The organism is Halalkalibacterium halodurans (assembly GCF_005671335.1).
GTDB lineage: Bacteria > Bacillota > Bacilli > Bacillales > Bacillaceae_D > Halalkalibacterium > Halalkalibacterium halodurans.
This window is the reverse complement of record NZ_CP040441.1, coordinates 1,312,235-1,331,369: the sequence shown is the minus strand read 5'-3', so window position 1 is coordinate 1,331,369 and position 19,135 is coordinate 1,312,235. Positions and strand designations below refer to the sequence as shown.

Here is a 19,135-nt window from a genome sequence, read left to right as displayed (position 1 = left end):
TATTCCAGTCAATTTTTTTAAATTTTGTCGAGCATTACTTGATCAACAGAATGATGAGACTTTGAACTAAACCGATCCCACCGCCAAGAAGCGCCCCTAAATATGTAATCATCTTAAACTCTTTCCGTGAGATGGAAAGAACGAGCTCTTCCAGACGCTCGACCGAAAAGGCGCTTACTTGCTCGCGGACAATTTCCTCTAAGTGAAGTCGCTCTAACATATGATCCAGTTGGGAGACGAGCAATTGAATCGTCACGTGAACAAGCTTCGGAACCCACTCTTCCGCCACCTTTTCTTCATAGGGACCTGTCCAAGCATGAAGCGGCTTTCCGAGCCACTGGATTACAGGTACTTGCGTTTGGAGGACTTGCCGTCCGATGCGGACCACTGCTTCTTTTTCAACATATTGCTGGATATCGGCTAATGGCTTTTCCTTCAAGCGCTCCCACTCGTTATCCAAAAGTTTTTGTAGCCATTTTTCTGTTTCTTGATCATTTAAAAATTTCAACAGTTCTGGGTGAAGCTTGTCTACAAGTCGCTCATTGCTAAAAAACATCGAAACCATGTTGCCTAGCGTTCCATGGGTTTCAAGAAATCGATCAATCATGACCGAAAGTTGCGCTTTTCCTTGGTCACTAGCGACGTAATCCCTCGCCTTCGTGAGCAACATTCTGCGAATAGCTGGTAGATTCCTTTCTACCTTTTCTACGATCACTTCAGGCAGCGCCATCCCGATGGTCCGACTGTTTGCCTCGCGAAACCACCTATCGTAGCTAGTTTCTAGCCAACGTTCCACTTGTTGTAAAACAAGCTTCTCACTATCCTCCACTTGAAAGTTTTGGTGCAAAATAGAAGACAGCGACTGATCAGATGATAGGAACTTACGACTTTCCCGCTTCGCCCATTCTGTCACGCTATCGGTAAAGGAAGCTTCGGTTAGCTTTTTTCCGATTCCTTCTGACGTCACTAAATAGCTGACGACCATCCTTCCTAATTGAGTCGCTAGCTCATCGTGTCGTTTCGGGATAAGTCCTGGGGTGAATGGGAGGCGAAAGCGACCGATCCGTTTTTCCGAGTAAGGACGAAACAGCATTTTGATTGCAAGTGAGTTCGTCACTCCACCGATTACTGCTCCGATCACGATCATAAATAAAATCAACCACACAGTGTTCAATCGTTTCTCTCACTCCTTTGTTGCACCAATTAGGCGCCTATCTCATAGTATACTTTACATCTATAGGCATTTGCCTTTGAATTTCCTCTCTATTTTTGTACAGATTGAATCAAAATGCAACACGTAGGTGGGGAGAGCTGCCAATGATCCTTTATCCTATCGTCGTAAAACCGTCCTCTATCCTTTTACACGAAGTGCCTGCTATCTCCTTACCTCGCCGCCTTTGTCGTCTTTGGGGGCTCGAAAGTGGAGAAAAGTATGAACTGCTTATCGGTATGGAGAAACATTCCGTAACGCTCGTGATTCATGACGAACATGACGATCATGCTTTCGCAAATGAATGCCTCGTTCAGCAGTGCCCTTACTTTAAACCATCATTAAAATGGCGTATCGCTTTTTTACCTGAATTGAACCAGCTATGGTTTGGACCAATCTTCGCAATTTTAAGCGATCATACCCGAACCGAAGGCCACTCTTTAACCGCCTTTTTAGAAGAATTTATCGCGTATAGCAACGAACAAGGGTGCTTGACCTATGTCATACATCCGTCTGAATGGTCGATGGAAAAAGCGAATGCTAGAACGTACTATAACAGCGAATGGATCGATACTTTCGTTCCTCTCCCCCATGTTGTCTATAACCGTATTGGCTCTCGGCGCCTCGAAAAAAGCGCGTTGGTTCAAGGAATGATGGCTAGTTTTCATAGCCACCACATTCCGATTTGGAACGAGCGCTTTCTTGACAAAGGGGAGATTCATACACTGTTAGCTGATGCGCCATCGGTACGTGAGCATGTTCCTTCCTCATGGCCTACATGGGATGAAGCAACGCTCTTACAACTGCTCGCTGAGGGGAAAAATGCCTTTTTGAAACCGAAAGATGGCAAAGAGGGCAAAGGGATTTTTAAGCTTTCCTTCGATGAGGAGAGACTCATTGTACACCGTCATACTGAGCAGGTCATTCACTTTCGAACAGTTGAACACTTCCTCCGTGTATTTTTCTTTAAAAATAAACAGAACTACATGTTGCAGCAAGGAATCTCCTTAATGAGGGAAAACGAATCTGTTGTTGACTTTCGCCTTCTGTTAATCAAGACTGCGAATGGGCGTTGGAAGGTTGTCTCTGCCGTTGCTAGACAATCAAATGCAGGCCATTTTCTCACAAACATTGCCCAAGGAGGTACGTTTCGAACGGTGCAGGACGTCCTTTCTTCTTGGTACGATCAATCTCATGCCTCTAGTCAATGGACAAAAATGAAGCAGGTGGCAAAAGACGCTGCCGCTACATTAGAAACAAGCGGACAATTGATCGAACTTGGCCTTGATATGGCCATTGATGTGAATGATCACATTTGGATTATTGAAGCGAACACGAAACCTTCTAAACAGCACAGGTTGTTAACTGTAGGTGTGCGCCCATCGACGAAAAAACTGCTCGCCTACTTTTATGAATGGACGGTAAAGAACCATCTGTTAAAGGAGACTGATTAATGTGAGCAAACTACTTTTTCCTCTAAAAAAACACGTGACCTCAAAAGGGACATTATTTGCCGCCTCGTCGCTATTTAAAAGGTGGGTAGATACTAAACGGTTCCCGAATGAAGTATCCTTTGGTCAACAGACCTGCACGATTCAAGTAGCTCCACACCCTGATCATAAGGAAGAGCTTTTACTATCTGCCGACTTGTGGGATCGGCTCCGCCTTCCATATGAGCAGCATGTTTCATGCTCACAGCAACAGCGCACGCTCTGCCTTGCTCCACTCATTGGCATATTTACAGCCGGCTTCCAGTCGTCGACCTATCATCCGCTTGGCTCTCGTTCCTCCTATTTTGCAAACCTCCTATCGGCAGCAGAGGAAGAAGGCGTTTTTGCTTTTTTATTCGGCAATCATCACGTTAATAAAGGCGCTAAGACCATTGAAGGATTGACGTTTACAGACGGAAAATGGCGGCAGGAAACATTTCCGTGGCCTAATGCTGTTTATGATCGCATCCCTGCTCGAAAAGTCGCCGCACTCCAAGACGTTCAAGAAGTAAGACACTTTTTAGAAGACGAACAACAAATTCCTTGGTTTAACGTGGACTTTTTCAACAAATGGGACCTTTATACGAAACTAAAGAACCATCGTCAGATCAATGTCTACATTCCAGAAAGCTTGCTGAACCCCTCTTTGGAAGAATTGGAAAGAATGCTGGACGACTACAAACACGTTTACTTGAAACCGGTCGAAGGAAGCTTTGGTGCAGGGATTCATCAAATCATTCGTCCTGACAATGATCCTTATGTTTACTGTCGTTTTCATGAAAATGGCGGCAATCGTCTACGACGTTATTCATCACTAAAAAGGTGTGTCGCCAATCAATTTCCTCAATCGTTACAACAGATGATCGCCCAGCAAGGAATTAAACTTTTCACCCTCAATGATCATCCGATTGACTTTCGTATTCATACGAATAAAAACAAGCGGGGTACATGGATCATTACTGCTATAGCGGCTAAGATTGCGGGAGAAGGAAGTATTACAACCCATCTAAAAACAGGCGGTGAAATTCGAACGGTTCAAGAAATTCTCGATTGGCTACCAGAGAAACATGAGTCCGTCAAACGATTAAAAAAAGCAGCTCTTCAGCTTTCTCTAGCGATCGATGAATCACTCGACGGGTTCATTGGCGAAATCGGCTTCGACCTAGGCCTTGATGAATCGGGCCGTGTCTGGCTATTAGAAGCGAACTCTAAACCAGGGCGTGCGATCTTCCGTCACCCAAACCTTCAGAAGGAAGAGCGGGAAACGTTGCGCCTTCCTTTCCATTACGGGACGTTTTTAGCTAAGCACACCCGTCTCGAGCAGCTTCGCGTGATCCAAGCATGATTCAGCTTGTATACAACGGGGAAGAAAAGCGGTGGGGAACTCTTAATGCCCATCGCACCATGTCATGGGGCCATAACAAGCAACCTGTTGCCCGAGCCAAATCAGACAATGGCCCCCAGATTACTCTCTCCTCTTATGGAGATAGGATCGGTCCGCTCATTGGGCTGTTAACGAGCGCACACAAAAGCCATCACTTTTCTGGCAACAAGCCATTGTTTTCCAAGCTGGCAAAAGAAGTTGCAAAGCGTGGAGGCTGCCTGGTCGTTTTTACCCCCGAAGATGTGAAGGAGTCAGAGATTGAAGGCTATTGTTTAAAAGAAGGCAGCGATCAATGGATACGCGCTACCTTTCCATATCCAAACATGATCTACAACAAAATCCCATCTCGTACCGAGGAAAATAAACGACAAACCATCCGCCTATTAAAACAAATTCGAACAAGAAAAATTCCTTATTTCAATCCTCATTTTTTTAATAAATGGTCCATGTTTGAAATCTTAAGCCGAGATCCTTTTCTCCGCTCTTTCCTTCCCGCCACACGTCTTTTTTCGGGTCCGTCCAACCTATTGGATATGCTAGGAAACTACAAGCGGATCTATTTGAAACCGACAAACAAGAGTCAAGGGAAAGGGGTCTTCACACTTGAAGCGATCGATGAAAAGCAGTATTTAATGACTACAAATCGAAAGCAACTACACTTAACGTTCCCTAAGCTCACGGATTTACTCCTTCCGTATACGGACCAACTCATTTTGCAACAAGCGATCCGCCTTCGTACGTATCAAGACAAACCGTACGACTATCGCATCCATATGCATAAACTCTGGCACCGTTGGCATATGACGGGTATCGGTGTCCGACTTGGAAAGGCAGGGTCCATAACAACCCATGTTCCTCAAGGAGGGTCGATTCTTTCCATTGATCAGCTCCCTGCCCCCCCTGATGAGCAAGTCGTTAAGAGGATTGGAAAAAAAGCGGCGATGGCGTTAGAACGTGCGTACGGGCCTCACGGGGAATGTTCGTTGGACATTGGTGAAGATCAGGACGGTGGGCTTTGGCTGTTTGAAGTAAACGCAAAACCAATGACATTTGATGAACCGTCCATCCAACGAAACATCATTCAAGCCTTAACCGCTATCTTTTTTGAATGGAGTGGCTTTCATGACGGCAAAGGAGGATATGATGAATATCATCAAAATGACCTCAGATAATTTAATTATTTATTTAAAACCGTTGCTTCGCTTCGTTCGTCGAATTGATAAGCAAAACCATACAGCTTATTATCCTTGGTTTCTAAAGCTTACAAAACACTCATTCCTTCGCAATGACACAGCGATTCACCTCGCTGCCTGGCGAGGAAAAATCATTGCCGTTGTTGCAGTGGAGTCGCTAGGAAAAGCGCATGCCTCTCTGCAAGTTGAACCTCGTTTTATTCGTACAAACGTTGCGCCGAGCTTGCTAAAATCGTTGCTCAGTGATTTGCACACGTGCTATTTCGCGTTCCCTGCCGATGCCAAACGAGAAATTCGTTGGGCCCTTGATTCTGGGTTCGTCTGTTATACGTATGAAGATCGCGGGGATTGTGAAACTATGTATTGGTTTGAAGGCGGTGAAAAAATAGCCACCGGTTCAACGGAAAAAGAGGCTTAGCTGTCCACAGAAAAGTGGTTGCTATGGTATAGTAGAAGAAACCGCTTACGATCAGGAGGCTAGCGATGATTTCTCATTTTCAGTGGAAAGAGCTGCGCAATAATTTGCTGCGCCGCGAGTGGTCTTTTTCTTTTTTTACACAAGGGACGTACTACCATGGCATTTATGATAAAGAAGGAGCCATTCACTGGGGAACGCCCGCGCCTTCAGATGCCTTAAAACAGACTCTTGAACCAAAAATTCACGACCTTATGCTTTATCACATCTACGAAGAGCACTAGGACGTGCATATTTTCTCACCTCTCGTACCATGTTAAAGGTAGGAGGGATGCAACATGGCTAAAGAAAAGCGACCATCGTCCGAGTTTGAGGGACGCGATGAATTTTTTATGGATGTGGACCGAATGATCAACGAAGGTCTTGGCGGTGGTACGGTGAATGACACACATGCGGGTACCATTGAAGAAGCACGTTCGTTAGAAAAAGAGGAACCACCCCACCACGAGAAAGAAGAAAACTAACCCTTTTGAAAACAACCGTGATTGTTTGCTCATGGTTGTTTTTTATACGTAGAAAAGCAGCAATGTCATTTCCGAAAACAAAAGTCTTCGACTCGTTCACTGAAGCGGTGCTCTTCCTTTCACATCTGCTATAATAAAAAGAGCATAATGGAATGGTAAGGAGTCGGTTATGAACCTCGAGCAATTGAAACGTCATTTTCAAGATGCCATCGTTACATTCGATCAAGAGGAGAAATCTCATGAAGACATTGATTGGTTTCGTACGGAAAACCATGACGTGATCGGGATTAAGCGCAACCTCATCACATCACGGGAACGAGTGTTGTTGAACATGCTGCTGGAGCCTTATTCCCTGGCACCACAGCCAAAAACGGTAGAAGAGGAGCAGTGGGCGGCATGGATTTTTAAAGGGCAAGGTGCCCCTCCTGCAAAAGGCCAGCTACAATTGATCCATTTTCAGCTCGATCAACCTGTTGATCAATACGAAGCTTTTCAAGAGGCTTGGACAAGCATTGGGCATGATTCTTTTATTCTTTTATGGCAAACAGAAAAAACAGGCATTGTCCTACTATTTAATCATTCGATCGACGATCCGTTAGCACTTGAAGGCTTTACCGAAGCCCTTTCATCTGATTTTTATTTTAATGTATTCTTATTAGTCGGTTTGCCTCACCAAACCGAGGCCACTCCTGCATTGTTTCGCTTTGAACAGCATGCGTTTCAAACAGCGGTCGAGCGCAAGTCGAAACAAGAGATCTGGTATGGTGTGGAAGCAATCCCCCATCTGCTCTTCTCTGAGGCAACAACTAATACGAAACGAGACTTAATCGACCATCTTCTTCCAGAGGACGTCAGGCAAGATCACGAATTATTGCAAAGCATCACCTGTTACTTCAAACATAATTTAAACATCACATCTGCAGCCCGATCCCTTCATTTGCACCGCAACAGCTTGCAATACAGGGTCGACAAGTTTATTGAAAAAACAGGGATTGACATTCGACAATTCTCTCAGGCCTCTGTCGTCTACTTGGCACTATTACTTTACGACGGTGGACAGTAATCCCTTGAAATAAAACGCTTTCATAAACATGCACAAAGGAGAAAAGAATCTTTGTGCATGTTGTCCATTTTCTGATTTTTTTGTAAGCGCTACAATAAAAACAGAAATCAGTTCAGGAGGGGACGACATGGCGGAAATTCAGTTAAAAAACGTGTACAAAATTTATGATGGAGACGTTCAAGCGGTTACAGACTTTAACCTGGACATTAAGGACAAAGAGTTCATTGTGTTTGTCGGTCCATCCGGTTGCGGAAAATCCACAACCCTACGTATGATTGCCGGTCTAGAAGATATTTCGAAAGGCGACCTTCTCATCGGAGGAAAACGGATGAACGATGTGGCGCCAAAAGATCGTGACATTGCGATGGTATTCCAAAACTATGCCCTTTACCCACATATGAATGTGTATGATAACATGGCATTCGGCTTGAAGCTACGGAAATTTAAAAAGGACGAAATTGATAAACGGGTTAAAAATGCAGCAAAGATTCTAGGTCTAGAGGAGATGCTTGATCGTAAACCTAAAGCGATGTCTGGTGGTCAGCGTCAACGTGTGGCCCTCGGTCGGGCAATTGTTCGTGACCCTCAAGTTTTCCTTATGGATGAACCGTTATCAAACCTTGATGCAAAGCTTCGTGTGCAAATGCGTGCTGAAATTACAAAACTTCACCAACGCCTGCAAACCACGACCATTTACGTAACCCACGATCAGACCGAAGCAATGACGATGGCGACTCGAATCGTGATTATGAAAGACGGTGTCATTCAACAAGTTGGTTCGCCAAAAGAAGTGTATGACTTCCCTGAGAACGTATTTGTCGGTGGCTTCATCGGCTCACCATCTATGAATTTCTTAAACGGTCGTTTGGAAGGTTCACAACTTAAAATTGGAAATGTTTCAATCGAAGTTCCAGAAGGTAAATTAGCCGTATTGCGCGAGCATGGCTATGAAGGTAAGGAACTCATTCTCGGTATCCGTCCTGAAGATATCCATGATGAGCTTTTATTCATTGAATCATCACCTGGCTCAAAAATTACCGCTCATATTGAAGTAGCCGAGTTAACAGGTGCAGAAACAGTTCTTTATTCTCAATTGAGCGATCAAGAAATTATCGCCCGTGTGGACTCCCGCTCTGACATTCAAAGCGGTGATAAAGTAGAACTCGCTCTCGATATGAACAAATGCCATTTCTTCGATCCAGAATCAGAATTGCGAATAAAATAAGTAAACCAAACAGCCATCTTGCCCTCATATCAAGGTGGCTGTTTTACTGTTCATCGATAAGATAAACAGAGGTAATTTGACAACGGGGACAGACAAGAACATGGGCGCATCGATGGTCGCGAGCATTCTCCTTGATTCCGTCCTCTAGCTTCATCATCTCAATTTCCTCATACGGGCTATAATCATCAAAAAAATCTTGATACTTTCCTGCATCATCTAATCGTTTTCCACAAGTATCACACGTAATTTCGATCGTCGTCATCCCATTACATACAGGACAATAAGCCATTTTGCTCCTCCTACTATTAGAAAAACTTGACTTAGGCCAAGTCTTATTAGCGAAATTGAACCTTTTATTAGAAGTTAACCTATTTAAAGTGCAAAGAAGGAGCGGAATCCCGCCCCTTCATAGCCATGCTATTATTTTTGGAATCCTCCACCTAGTTGTTGCTCAGCCATAGCAACTAGACGTTTCGTAATTTCTCCACCTACAGAACCGTTAGCACGAGAAGTTGTGTCAGCACCAAGCTGAACGCCAAATTCTTGAGCAATTTCTGTTTTCATTTGATCAAGTGCTTGTTGCACTCCAGGTACTAGTAATTGGTTTGAGTTGTTGTTCGCCATGTGTATCACCTCCTTGACGATGTAATCATAGTTTGTAACGGTTTTTCACTGTTATGTACGAAATAAATCGATTTTTTATTGGTATTTTTAACTAAGCGAAGCCTACAAGGACTCGTGCATAAATGATCCTTATTGCGTACATCAAAAAAGCAATCCTCGCAGCTATGAGGATTGCTTTTTTCCTAACCTTTCGATTTCTTTTAATACATGAGCGTTTTCAAGTGAGGATAAATCTCCTGCCTCCTTTTGCAAAAAGGCCGCCCGTATCGCACGGCGCATCACCTTTGCATTTCGTGTCTTCGGTAAATCGGAAACAAAATACACTGCCTTTGGCTTCAATGCTTTTCCAAGCTTTGTCCCGACAAGCTGGATCAATTCGTGTCTTAATGTGTCGCTCTCAGAAAAACTTGGGGCAATGACAACAAAACAGATTGGCACTTCACCCTTCACATCATCTGGTACCCCAATGGTTCCAGCCTCAATGACGGCACTATGACCGACTAGGACAGACTCAACTTCTGCCGGTCCAAGTCGTTTGCCAGCTACATTTAAAATATCATCTGATCGACCGGTTATCGTCCAAAATCCATCCGTGTCAAGAGTGACCCAATCTCCATGAACCCACGTATTGCTCCAGCGTGACCAGTACGTTTCGAGAAACCGTTCAGGCTCCTGCCAAAAGCCGTTAGTCATCCCGACCCAAGGCTTTGTTAGGACAAGCTCCCCCACTTCCGCGGTTACTTTTTCACCACTTTCGTTATATACAGCAGCTGCCATCCCTGGAATCGCTGAGTTAAACGTAATCGGACCAATCGGTCGAACGAGTACATTCCCTAAAATCCCACCTGATATTTCCGTCCCTCCGGAGTAATTAAAGATAGGCACCTGTTTATTTCCGACGTGTTCAAACAGCCAATGCCATGGCTCAGGGTTCCACGGCTCCCCCGTAGAGCCAATCACCTTTAAGCAAGACAAATCATGCTCAGCCATTCGTTCCGTCCCGTACTTCATCATGGCGCGAATTAATGTCGGAGAAATACCTAAATGACTTACTTGCTTTTGTTCGACAAGCTGCCAAAGTCGGTCATGATTCGGATAGTCAGGAGCACCGTCGTAAAGGACAATGGTTGCCCCATTGATCAAACCAGCAAACACAAGAAACGGGCCCATCATCCATCCCATATCTGTCAGCCAAAAAAGCGTGTCCTCTTTTCGTAAATCCATGCCAATTCCTGCATCGAACGCCGCTTTAATTGGGAAGCCACTATGCGTATGAACCGCTCCTTTTGGCCGTCCAGTTGTCCCGGAAGTATAAATAAGCATTAAGGGATCTGTCGAATTCATCGCTGCCGTTTCTTGGAGCGGAGCATAGGTCATAAGCTCAGTCCAGCGTATATCGTTGGCACCATAAGATGTTAACGTGCCGACCCGCTCCACAACGGCAATTGATTGGACATTCGGCGCGTCAGCAAGTGCTTTCTCCGCCTCTTGCCTCATATCAATCAGCTTGCCTCGCCGGTAACAGCCATCTACTGTTATGAGCCATTTCGCTCCAGAAGCGCGTAGTCTCGTAGCGATCGCCTCTGCACCATAACCAGAAAAAATCGGCGTGAAGATTGCTCCGAGCTTGGCAACAGCCAGCATGGCAATCACCGTCTCAGGAATCATCGGCATGTATAAGGCGAACACATCTCCTTTTTTGACTCCATGCTGTTTTAAGCCATGGGCTGCACGTTTCACCGCCTCATCAAGGGCTGCAAACGATAGCAAGGAAGTCTTTCCTTCTTCCCCTTCCCAGACGATCGCCGTTTTATTTGCGGTCTTTGGATCATTCGCCCATTTTTCCACGGCTGCTTCCGTCACATTTAATTTGCCACCGATAAACCATTCAGGCCAGGCAGGCCCTTTCTCCATTGCAAGGACATGATCATAAGGCTTCATCCATGGAATGTCTAGCTCCCGCTCCACTTCCCGCCAAAACCAAGCAATGTCGTCAATCGAACGTTGATAAAAATCGTCATAGGACGAATAGCCGAGCGTTTTCATCCATTGATACAATCTCGTTTGCTCTTTGTAAGCATCCGATGGAAACCAGACAGGCGCTGTCACCGTACTCCCCCCTCTCCTTTTTTAAACTGGATATACGGGATGCTTTCGTGTAGTAAATGTTAATTCTTTTGAAGCATATGCGGTCAAACGGGTTTTTAACTCTTCTCGCAGCTGATTCCCTTGGATGATCCCATCAATCACGAGTTCAGAGGCGAGTCGGTACACATCAATATCCTGCTTATATTCCTCACGCTTTTCTGCGATAAATGCCGCACGTTCCTCTTCCGGCAGCTCGGCAATCTTATTGGCATACACTGCATTAACAGCCGCTTCTGGTCCCATTACCGCAATTTGTGCGTTCGGGAACGCAAGGCAGACATCCGGTTCAAACGCAGGGCCTGCCATAGCATATAGCCCTGCCCCATAAGCTTTGCGTACGATGATCGAGATTTTGGGAACCGTCGCTTCTGACATGGCCGAGATCATTTTCGCCCCATGTCGAATAATTCCTGCCCGCTCCACCTTCGTTCCAATCATAAAGCCTGGGATGTCCGCCAAAAAGAGGAGCGGAATGTGATAGGCATCGCAAAGGGTAATAAATTTCGCCGCTTTATCTGCAGAATCGTGGAACAATACACCACCTTTCATTTTTGGTTGATTGGCGATGATCCCGATCGGCTTTCCATCGATTCGGGCAAGTCCGGTAATAAGCTCAGGAGCAAAAAGCTTCTTAATTTCAAAGAAGGAATCCTCGTCGATCACCCGGTCAATTAAGTCATACATATTAAAAGGAGCATTTTGGTTTTTGGGCAAAATCTCCTCAATGGTTTTGGTAAACGATTTCGGCTCTCTTCCATCCTCTATCGGTGGTCGCTTTGAATAACTGCTCGGAAAATAGCGTAAGTAATCACGGGCAAGTCCGATGGCTTCCTCCTCAGATGGAGCGAGAATATCACCACAGCCTGACACAGAGCAATGCATTTTCGCACCACCCATCTCTTCAAGACTCACCTTTTCGCCGATGACCATTTCCGCCATCCGCGGTGAGCCAAGATACATGGACGCATTTCCATCCACCATGATGACGACATCACAAAAAGCAGGAATGTACGCACCTCCAGCAGCAGATGGACCGAACAGAATGCACACTTGTGGAACTCGCCCAGACAGTTTTACTTGATTGTAAAAAATTCGACCTGCTCCTCTTCGCCCTGGGAACATCTCCACTTGATCTGTAATTCTCGCCCCTGCTGAATCGACTAAATAGAGCATCGGCACATTTAATTTTTCTGCTGTTTCTTGAATACGGATTATTTTTTCAACCGTTCTGGCTCCCCATGACCCTGCTTTCACCGTTGAATCATTGGCCATGACGCAGACGGTCTGCCCATTAATCTTTCCAATGCCTGTAATGACACCATCGGCAGGCAAGCCGTCCACCTGACAGTTTGCAAACAAGCCATCCTCAGCTGCCAGCCCGTCGTCAAATAGAAGCTCTAATCGTTTACGAGCAAACAGCTTTCCTTTTTGCTGATTCGCTTCATGATACTTTTCACTACCACCTCGTTTGAGTTTTTCAACTGTTTCTTCAAACATGGAATCCCCTCCTATTCCCCTATGTATTGTGGCTTTCTCTTTTCTTTAAAGGCCTCTAATCCTTCAAGCCGATCCTTCGTTGAAATTGTGCGCTCATACGCCAACTTTTCTAGTTCAAGTCCTGTTGCAAGATCCGTCTCTATTCCATTGTCAATTGCCTTCTTCGCTTGAGCCAGTGCAATCGGTCCATTGGCGCTCATTTGTTTTGCCAGATCTAAGGCGAGTGTCTCTACTTTTGCAAGGGGACAAGCGTATTGCGCTAACCCGATCAAATACGCTTCTGCTCCTGTGATTCGTTTTCCAGTGAAAATCATCTCTTTCGCCCGGCCGACTCCAATTAACCTCGGTAATCGTTGCGTTCCCCCTGCTCCTGGAATGATCGCAAGCGTCGTCTCTGGTAAACCATAAACACTTTCCTCTGCCGCTACGCGAAGGTCGCATGCGAGCGCAAGTTCCAGCCCCCCCCCAAGAGCAGTGCCGTTCATTGCCGCAATGGTAGGTTGTGGAAGTTTGGCGACTTTCTCAATTGTCTCTCCAATTAGGGCGACGGTGCGTCTCACCTCTTCTTCCTCCATCGTCCGTCGCTCCTTTAAATCCGCCCCAGCACAAAACACTTTATCGCCAGCTCCTGTAAAGACAACAGCTCGGACCTCCTTCTGAAATGCCAATGCTTCCAGCGTATCCTTTAATTTTTCAAGCAGTTGAACGGATAGGGCGTTGGCAGCCTCTGGCCTGATAAGCGTTACTTTACACACCCCGCTGGACAGCATTTCGACTCCCACGGTTTCACTCACACCGATCCCTCCTTTGCTAAAAACGATTGCAAGTTATGACTTGGCAACGGTTTGTCGAGCTTCTCTTGGATATAGGCACCTGCCTTCATGATTTCATTCAAGGATACGTCTGTTTCGTAGCCGAGACCATGAAGTAGGTAAAGCAAATCTTCCGTTGCCACATTCCCCGCTGCTCCTGGGGCATATGGACAGCCACCTAAACCACCAACCGAGCTGTCAAACTTTCTAACCCCTGTGCGCAAACCGCACGCGATATTCGCAATCGCCATTCCTTTCGTATCATGGAGATGAAGAGCCATTTTTTCGGTTGGGACGAGCTTTGTCACTTCACTGACGACCGCTTCCACCAAGTTCGGGGTAGCAACTCCAATCGTATCGCCAAGTGATAATTCATCTATCCCCATCGTCATAAGCGCTTCTACCGTTTGCAGCAATTTCGTTTGCTCTGTCGTCCCTTCATAGGGGCAACCAAATACGGTCGATAAATAGCCACGCACTGACTTTCCTTCCTGTTTTGCGATTCGAGTTACATTTTTTAAAACAGGTAGCGTGTCAGCGATTGATTTGTTTATATTTTTTCGATTGTGCGTTTCCGTCGCTGACATGAAGATGGCTACCTCATCTACCCCCGCTCGAAGGGCTCGCTCCAACCCTTTTTCATTCGGTACTAGGGCCGCATATGTGACACCGTCCACTCGGTCAATACGAGCAAGCACCTCCTCTGCATCCGCTAAAGCGGGAATCCATTTTGGATGAACGAAGGAGCTCACTTCGATGTAAGGAAGTCCCGTGCGACTTAAATGATTGATCCACTCGATTTTCTGCTCTGTATCGATCCATGTTGACTCATTTTGCAGGCCATCCCGCGGTCCTACTTCCCGAATGGATACTTTTTTACTCGAGTTCAAGGAGGGCTTCCCCCTCATCGATAAATTCTCCTTCTTGCTTCAATACGCTTTTTACTGTTCCACCGCTCGCAGCTTCCACGGGAATCTCCATTTTCATCGACTCAAGAATGGCCACTTCTTGCCCTGCCTCTACTTGATCTCCCTCTTTCACAAGTATTTTCCATACGTTACCTGCCATATTGGTTTCGATTTTTGCCATTATGGATTCCTCCCTGTTTTCACTTTAAGATGATTGGTTACAAATGCCGTTGTTGCTTCTCCTGCTTGAAACACTGGATGGTTGATCACTTGCTTTAGCATCGGAATATTCGTTTTGATTCCTTCGATCTCATATTGCTTGAGTGCTCTGTCTAGTCGCTGAATCGCTTCTCCCCGCGTGTCTGCTGATACAATCAATTTCGCTACCATCGGGTCGTAAAACGGTGTCACTTTATACCCTTCTGAAATGGCATACTCGTGACGAATCCCTTCCCCTTCCGGCAGCGTAAATCGTTTAATCATCCCTGGTGACGGAAAAAAGGTCACTGGGTCTTCTGCATAGATCCGCACTTCAATCGCGTGCCCTTGCAATGGAATCTCATGTTGGGCGTAGGGTAGTTGTTCACCTGCTGCAATCAATAGTTGCCATTCCACGAGATCAATTCCGGTAATTTCCTCTGTCACGGGGTGCTCTACTTGCAGACGGGTGTTCATCTCTAAAAAGTAAATGTTCTTCTCCCCGTCTACGAGACATTCCACCGTTCCGAGGTTCCTATAATCGATCGCTTTTGCAGCCTTGACAGCGAGCTGACCGATTTTTTCCCTAAGTGCCTCGTCTACGAACGGTGACGGTGCTTCCTCGACTACTTTTTGATGGCGGCGTTGGATCGAACAATCCCGTTCCCATAAATGAACGACGTGGCCATGATGGTCTGCGGCGATTTGCACTTCAATGTGCCGCGGGTTTTCAACCGCCTTTTCTAAAAACATCGTCCCATCTCCGAAAAAGCTTGTCGCCCGTTTTTGATTGCCAGCGAATGCTTTTCTCATTTCCTCATCATTTCTGACGAGCTGCATGCCGATACCACCACCGCCTGCAGAGGCTTTAAGCATGACTGGATAACCAAACTTGTGAGCAAGATGTACTGCTTCCTCTTCATCGGCTAGCGCCACATCGGAACCCGGAATGACGGGAACACCCGCAGTTTGCATCGCGGTTCTTGCAGCAATTTTGCTCCCCATTCTTTCAATGACTTCAGGTGAGGGACCAATGAACGCTATTCCTGCTTCAACACATGCCCTAGCAAAACGAGCGTTTTCCGATAACAACCCGTAGCCTGGATGAATGGCGTCCACGTCTGCTTGCTTTGCCACTTCTAAAATCGTGTCTACCTTTAAGTAGCTTTCGGCAACAGGAGGCTTCCCAATGAGAAAAGCTTCATCTGCATGTTTGACATGAAGAGAATCTACATCCGCCTCTGAATAAATAGCAACGGTGCGAATGTTTAACTTTTGACACGTCCGGATGATGCGAACCGCAATCTCACCTCGATTGGCAATAAGCACCTTTTTAAACATAAGCCTTCACCCTTTTTGAAAAATCTGTTCTGCCATTTGTCGCAATTTAAATTTTTGAACTTTCCCAGAAGCTGTCATCGGATAATCATCAACAAATTCTATATAGCGTGGGATTTTGTAATGAGCCACCTTCCCTTGGCAAAAATCACGAATTTCTTCTGACGTCACGCTCACACCAGGCTTCAATTTAATCCATGCCGATACTGCTTCCCCGTATTTTTCGTCAGGGACTCCGACCACTTGGGCATCGAGAATATCAGGATGCTGGTATAAGAACTCTTCAATTTCCCTTGGGTAAATGTTTTCCCCACCGCGAATAATCATATCTTTTAACCTGCCAGTAATTCGGCAATAGCCAGCCTCGTCCATAACGGCTAAATCCCCTGTATGAAGCCAGCCATCTTCTTTGATCACTTCTCGCGTAGCTTGTTGGTTTTTATAGTAGCCTTTCATCACATGATAGCCTCGGGTGCACAATTCCCCTTGGACCCCTGGTGCCACTTCTTTTTCTGTGCCAGGCTCCACAATTTTCACTTCTACATTCGGTAAGGGACGGCCTACGGTTTGCACGCGGAGTTCGATCGGATCATCAACCCGTGTCTGGGTTATTACTGGTGACGTTTCCGTCTGCCCGTAAGCAATCGTAATATCAGACATCCCCATTTTTTCGATAACGGCTTTCATCACTTCAATTGGACAATTCGAACCCGCCATAATTCCTGTCCTCAAATGGGATAAATCATAGTTCATAAAATCATCGTCGTTTAATTCTGCAATAAACATTGTCGGTACCCCATGTAATCCGGTGCATTTTTCCGCTTCAACCGCTTGCAGCACACGTGTAGGATTAAACTCTTGAACTGGTACCATCGTGGCGCCAACCGACACACATGCGAGCGTGCCAAGGACACAGCCAAAGCAATGAAAAAACGGAACTGGAATGCAGAGCCGATCTTCGTTCGTCAGCTTCATACATTCGGCAATGTTTCGGGCATTGTTGACGATGTTGTTGTGCGTGAGCATGACTCCTTTAGGAAATCCCGTCGTCCCAGACGTATATTGCATATTTATCACATCATCAGGGTCCAGGGAGGCGCTCCGCTCAGCCAACTCGTCATTGGTTACCTCGGTCCCTAGGTTCAGCACATCCTCCCACGTATACATTCCTGGATATCGCTCTTCCCCTAAATGAATGACGCGTCTCAGATGAGGCAGTTTTTTCGAATAACACGCCCCTGGCTCTGACGTTTTAAGTTCTGGGAGAATTTCATAAAGCATTTCTACATATGATGCATCGCGATAGCCGTCAATTAAAAGGAGAGTCGTAGCGTCTGACTGCTTCAACAAGTATTCGAGCTCACTCGTTCGATAATTCGTATTAACTGTCACGAGAACGGCTCCCATTGTTCCCGTCGCAAATTGGGTGATCACCCATTCAGGCACATTCGTTGCCCATATGGCGACATGCTCTCCCCGTTCAATGCCTAGTTTCATCAATCCTTTTGCTGCTTGTTGGCATTTGCTAAGAAACTGTTCATATGAATAGCGTAACCCTCGGTCTGGGTAAACAAGCGCCTCATGGGTCGGTTGTCTTTTAGCCACCTTTTCTAACAACGCTCCAACGGTTACTTGTAATCGCTCTGACATCGGCGTCCTCCTAACAGATTATTTTCATCTTGTTAGCGACATCCTAGCTGTCTTGCAATGACCATTCGTTGAATTTCTGACGTTCCTTCGCCAATTTCGAGTAGTTTGGCATCGCGAAGCATTCGCTCCACCTCATACTCTTGCATGTAGCCGTAGCCCCCATGAATTTGGATCGCTTGATTGGCTGTGCGCATCGCTGTTTCTGACGCGTATAATTTCGCATAAGCCGCTTCTTTTGTAAACGGTTTCTTTTGATCTTTTAACCAGGCAGCCTTCAGCACCATATTGCGCGCTAGTTCAATTTCCATCGCCATGTCTGCTAGCTTAAATTGAATCGCTTGAAAGCTTGATATTTTTTGACCAAATTGCTTCCGTTCGTTGGCATAGGCGAGCGCTCGATCGAAAGCAGCTTGAGCGATCCCTACCGCTAACGCGCCGATGGAAATTCGCCCTCCATCAAGGGTATATAAAAATTGCTTGAATCCTTTCGTTGGATCTCCTAATAAATTCTCTTTTGGAACGCGAACATCCTCTAGTACAAGTTCGCACGTATTCGACGCCCTGACGCCCATTTTGTCGTAATTGCAAGAAATGGCGAACCCTTCAATTCCTGTCGGCACGATGAGAGCAGAAATTACCGGCTTGCCACGTTCATCTTTGCCTGTTACTGCCGTTACGATCACCGTCCGCGCATAACCAGCATTGGTGATCCAGCATTTCTCGCCATTTATTACGTATTCATCTCCCTCTAGGACGGCCTTCGTCCGCGTTCCACCTGCATCTGAGCCAGCGTTCGGTTCGGTCAATCCAAAAGAACCGAGCGATTCACCGGTCGCAAGGGGCACTAAATGTTCTTGCTTTTGTCGCTCCGTTCCAAAATAATAGATGGGACTTGCGCCGAGAGATACAGCAGCAGCATAGCTGAGCCCAGTTCCTCCACATGCTCTCCCCACCTCTTCTACCGCTAAGGCATAAGAAATGGTATCGCCTCCTGATCCACCATACTCTTCAGGGAAAGGGATACCTAACAGGCCAAGCTCCCCCATTTTCTTAAAAACATCCTCAGGAAACTGAGCCGTCTTATCGTAATGAATTGCGTTAGGTGCAATTTCGTTCTCCGCAAAATCGCGAACCATGTCTCGCACCATTTGTTGCTCTTTCGTCAACTCAAAGTTCATTCGATCTCCCCCAATCTGAACGGTCGCTCAATTTAAACGCATACGTACCGTTACAAATGTATGATCGCACAATGAAGAAAAGAACAGTGATGTAAGCGCTACCAAAATCGTACCGTTCATTCTGAATTATGTCAATATATTATTAACATTCATACTATTATCTCGATAAAGATCTGACTTCGACTTATCTGCTTTTCTTATCATTTTAAGTGCAGCAGACTTCGTTGCACGATTGACATTATTATGGGATGATCGTGCCTACTAAATGAGCAAAAAAG

The 19,135-nt window shown here is 45.8% G+C and carries 19 protein-coding genes; 8 read left to right on the top strand and 11 right to left on the bottom strand.

Going from position 1 to position 19,135, the window contains the following annotated elements:
* Nucleotides 1-34: 34 nt before the first annotated feature.
* The gene (locus tag FED51_RS06415; protein ID WP_233443912.1) at nt 35-1,165 is read right to left on the bottom strand and encodes a DUF445 domain-containing protein; all 1,131 of its coding nucleotides are present in this window, start codon (nt 1,163-1,165) and stop codon (nt 35-37) included.
* Nucleotides 1,166-1,317: 152 nt separating this feature from the next.
* On the opposite strand from FED51_RS06415, the gene FED51_RS06410 reads away from it, so the two are divergent.
* The 8 genes from FED51_RS06410 (at nt 1,318) to FED51_RS06375 (ending at nt 8,504) form a co-directional block, all read left to right on the top strand.
* The gene (locus FED51_RS06410; protein ID WP_053431644.1) at nt 1,318-2,664 is read left to right on the top strand and encodes a YheC/YheD family endospore coat-associated protein; all 1,347 of its coding nucleotides are present in this window, start codon (nt 1,318-1,320) and stop codon (nt 2,662-2,664) included.
* Between the two features lies 1 nt (nt 2,665).
* Nucleotides 2,666-4,045, top strand: coding sequence for a YheC/YheD family endospore coat-associated protein (locus FED51_RS06405; protein ID WP_053431645.1), 1,380 nt, complete (start codon nt 2,666-2,668; stop codon nt 4,043-4,045).
* Nucleotides 4,042-5,256, top strand: coding sequence for a YheC/YheD family endospore coat-associated protein (locus tag FED51_RS06400; RefSeq protein ID WP_053431646.1), 1,215 nt, complete (start codon nt 4,042-4,044; stop codon nt 5,254-5,256). The genes FED51_RS06405 and FED51_RS06400 overlap by 4 nt, the downstream gene beginning before the upstream one ends.
* On the top strand, nt 5,228-5,695 hold the full coding sequence (locus tag FED51_RS06395) for a hypothetical protein (RefSeq protein ID WP_041820382.1): 468 nt from the start codon (nt 5,228-5,230) through the stop codon (nt 5,693-5,695). Before FED51_RS06400 ends, FED51_RS06395 begins: the two co-directional genes overlap by 29 nt.
* Nucleotides 5,696-5,760: 65 nt before the next feature.
* Nucleotides 5,761-5,976, top strand: a complete 216-nt coding sequence (locus tag FED51_RS06390) for a YheE family protein (protein WP_010897313.1) — start codon at nt 5,761-5,763, stop codon at nt 5,974-5,976.
* 54 nt (nt 5,977-6,030) lie between these two features.
* Nucleotides 6,031-6,216, top strand: coding sequence for a hypothetical protein (locus tag FED51_RS06385; RefSeq protein WP_010897312.1), 186 nt, complete (start codon nt 6,031-6,033; stop codon nt 6,214-6,216).
* Nucleotides 6,217-6,385: 169 nt separating this feature from the next.
* Nucleotides 6,386-7,279 (top strand): PucR family transcriptional regulator, encoded by an 894-nt coding sequence (locus FED51_RS06380; RefSeq protein ID WP_053431647.1) that lies wholly within the window; start codon nt 6,386-6,388, stop codon nt 7,277-7,279.
* 127 nt (nt 7,280-7,406) lie between these two features.
* Complete coding sequence (locus tag FED51_RS06375) at nt 7,407-8,504, top strand: ABC transporter ATP-binding protein (protein WP_010897310.1); 1,098 nt, start codon at nt 7,407-7,409, stop codon at nt 8,502-8,504.
* Nucleotides 8,505-8,547: 43 nt separating this feature from the next.
* On the opposite strand, the gene FED51_RS06370 is transcribed toward FED51_RS06375, so the two are convergent.
* From FED51_RS06370 to FED51_RS06325, 10 genes are all read right to left on the bottom strand, one after another.
* A complete protein-coding gene (locus tag FED51_RS06370; protein ID WP_010897309.1) occupies nt 8,548-8,793 on the bottom strand; it encodes a hypothetical protein in 246 nt (81 codons plus the stop codon).
* A gap of 131 nt (nt 8,794-8,924) precedes the next feature.
* Nucleotides 8,925-9,128 carry an alpha/beta-type small acid-soluble spore protein gene (locus tag FED51_RS06365; protein WP_010897308.1) on the bottom strand — a complete coding sequence of 68 codons (204 nt, stop codon included), beginning with the start codon at nt 9,126-9,128 and terminating at the stop codon, nt 8,925-8,927.
* 162 nt (nt 9,129-9,290) lie between these two features.
* Entirely contained in the window at nt 9,291-11,237 is a 1,947-nt protein-coding gene (locus tag FED51_RS06360; RefSeq protein WP_053431648.1) for an AMP-binding protein, read from the bottom strand.
* Nucleotides 11,238-11,258: 21 nt separating this feature from the next.
* Nucleotides 11,259-12,773, bottom strand: a complete 1,515-nt coding sequence (locus FED51_RS06355; protein WP_010897306.1) for an acyl-CoA carboxylase subunit beta — start codon at nt 12,771-12,773, stop codon at nt 11,259-11,261.
* 11 nt (nt 12,774-12,784) lie between these two features.
* The gene (locus FED51_RS06350; protein ID WP_083445576.1) at nt 12,785-13,567 is read right to left on the bottom strand and encodes an enoyl-CoA hydratase; all 783 of its coding nucleotides are present in this window, start codon (nt 13,565-13,567) and stop codon (nt 12,785-12,787) included.
* On the bottom strand, nt 13,564-14,493 hold the full coding sequence (locus tag FED51_RS06345; RefSeq protein WP_053431649.1) for a hydroxymethylglutaryl-CoA lyase: 930 nt from the start codon (nt 14,491-14,493) through the stop codon (nt 13,564-13,566). The genes FED51_RS06350 and FED51_RS06345 overlap by 4 nt, the downstream gene beginning before the upstream one ends.
* Nucleotides 14,462-14,674, bottom strand: a complete 213-nt coding sequence (locus FED51_RS06340; RefSeq protein WP_010897303.1) for an acetyl-CoA carboxylase biotin carboxyl carrier protein subunit — start codon at nt 14,672-14,674, stop codon at nt 14,462-14,464. Before FED51_RS06340 ends, FED51_RS06345 begins: the two co-directional genes overlap by 32 nt.
* The gene (locus FED51_RS06335) at nt 14,674-16,032 is read right to left on the bottom strand and encodes an acetyl-CoA carboxylase biotin carboxylase subunit (RefSeq protein WP_053431650.1); all 1,359 of its coding nucleotides are present in this window, start codon (nt 16,030-16,032) and stop codon (nt 14,674-14,676) included. Before FED51_RS06335 ends, FED51_RS06340 begins: the two co-directional genes overlap by 1 nt.
* A 6-nt stretch (nt 16,033-16,038) precedes the next feature.
* A complete protein-coding gene (locus FED51_RS06330) occupies nt 16,039-17,679 on the bottom strand; it encodes an AMP-binding protein (RefSeq protein ID WP_053431651.1) in 1,641 nt (546 codons plus the stop codon).
* Between the two features lie 32 nt (nt 17,680-17,711).
* Nucleotides 17,712-18,857: an acyl-CoA dehydrogenase gene (locus tag FED51_RS06325; protein ID WP_053431652.1), complete on the bottom strand. Its 1,146-nt coding sequence runs from the start codon at nt 18,855-18,857 to the stop codon at nt 17,712-17,714.
* Between the last annotated feature and the right edge of the window lie 278 nt (nt 18,858-19,135).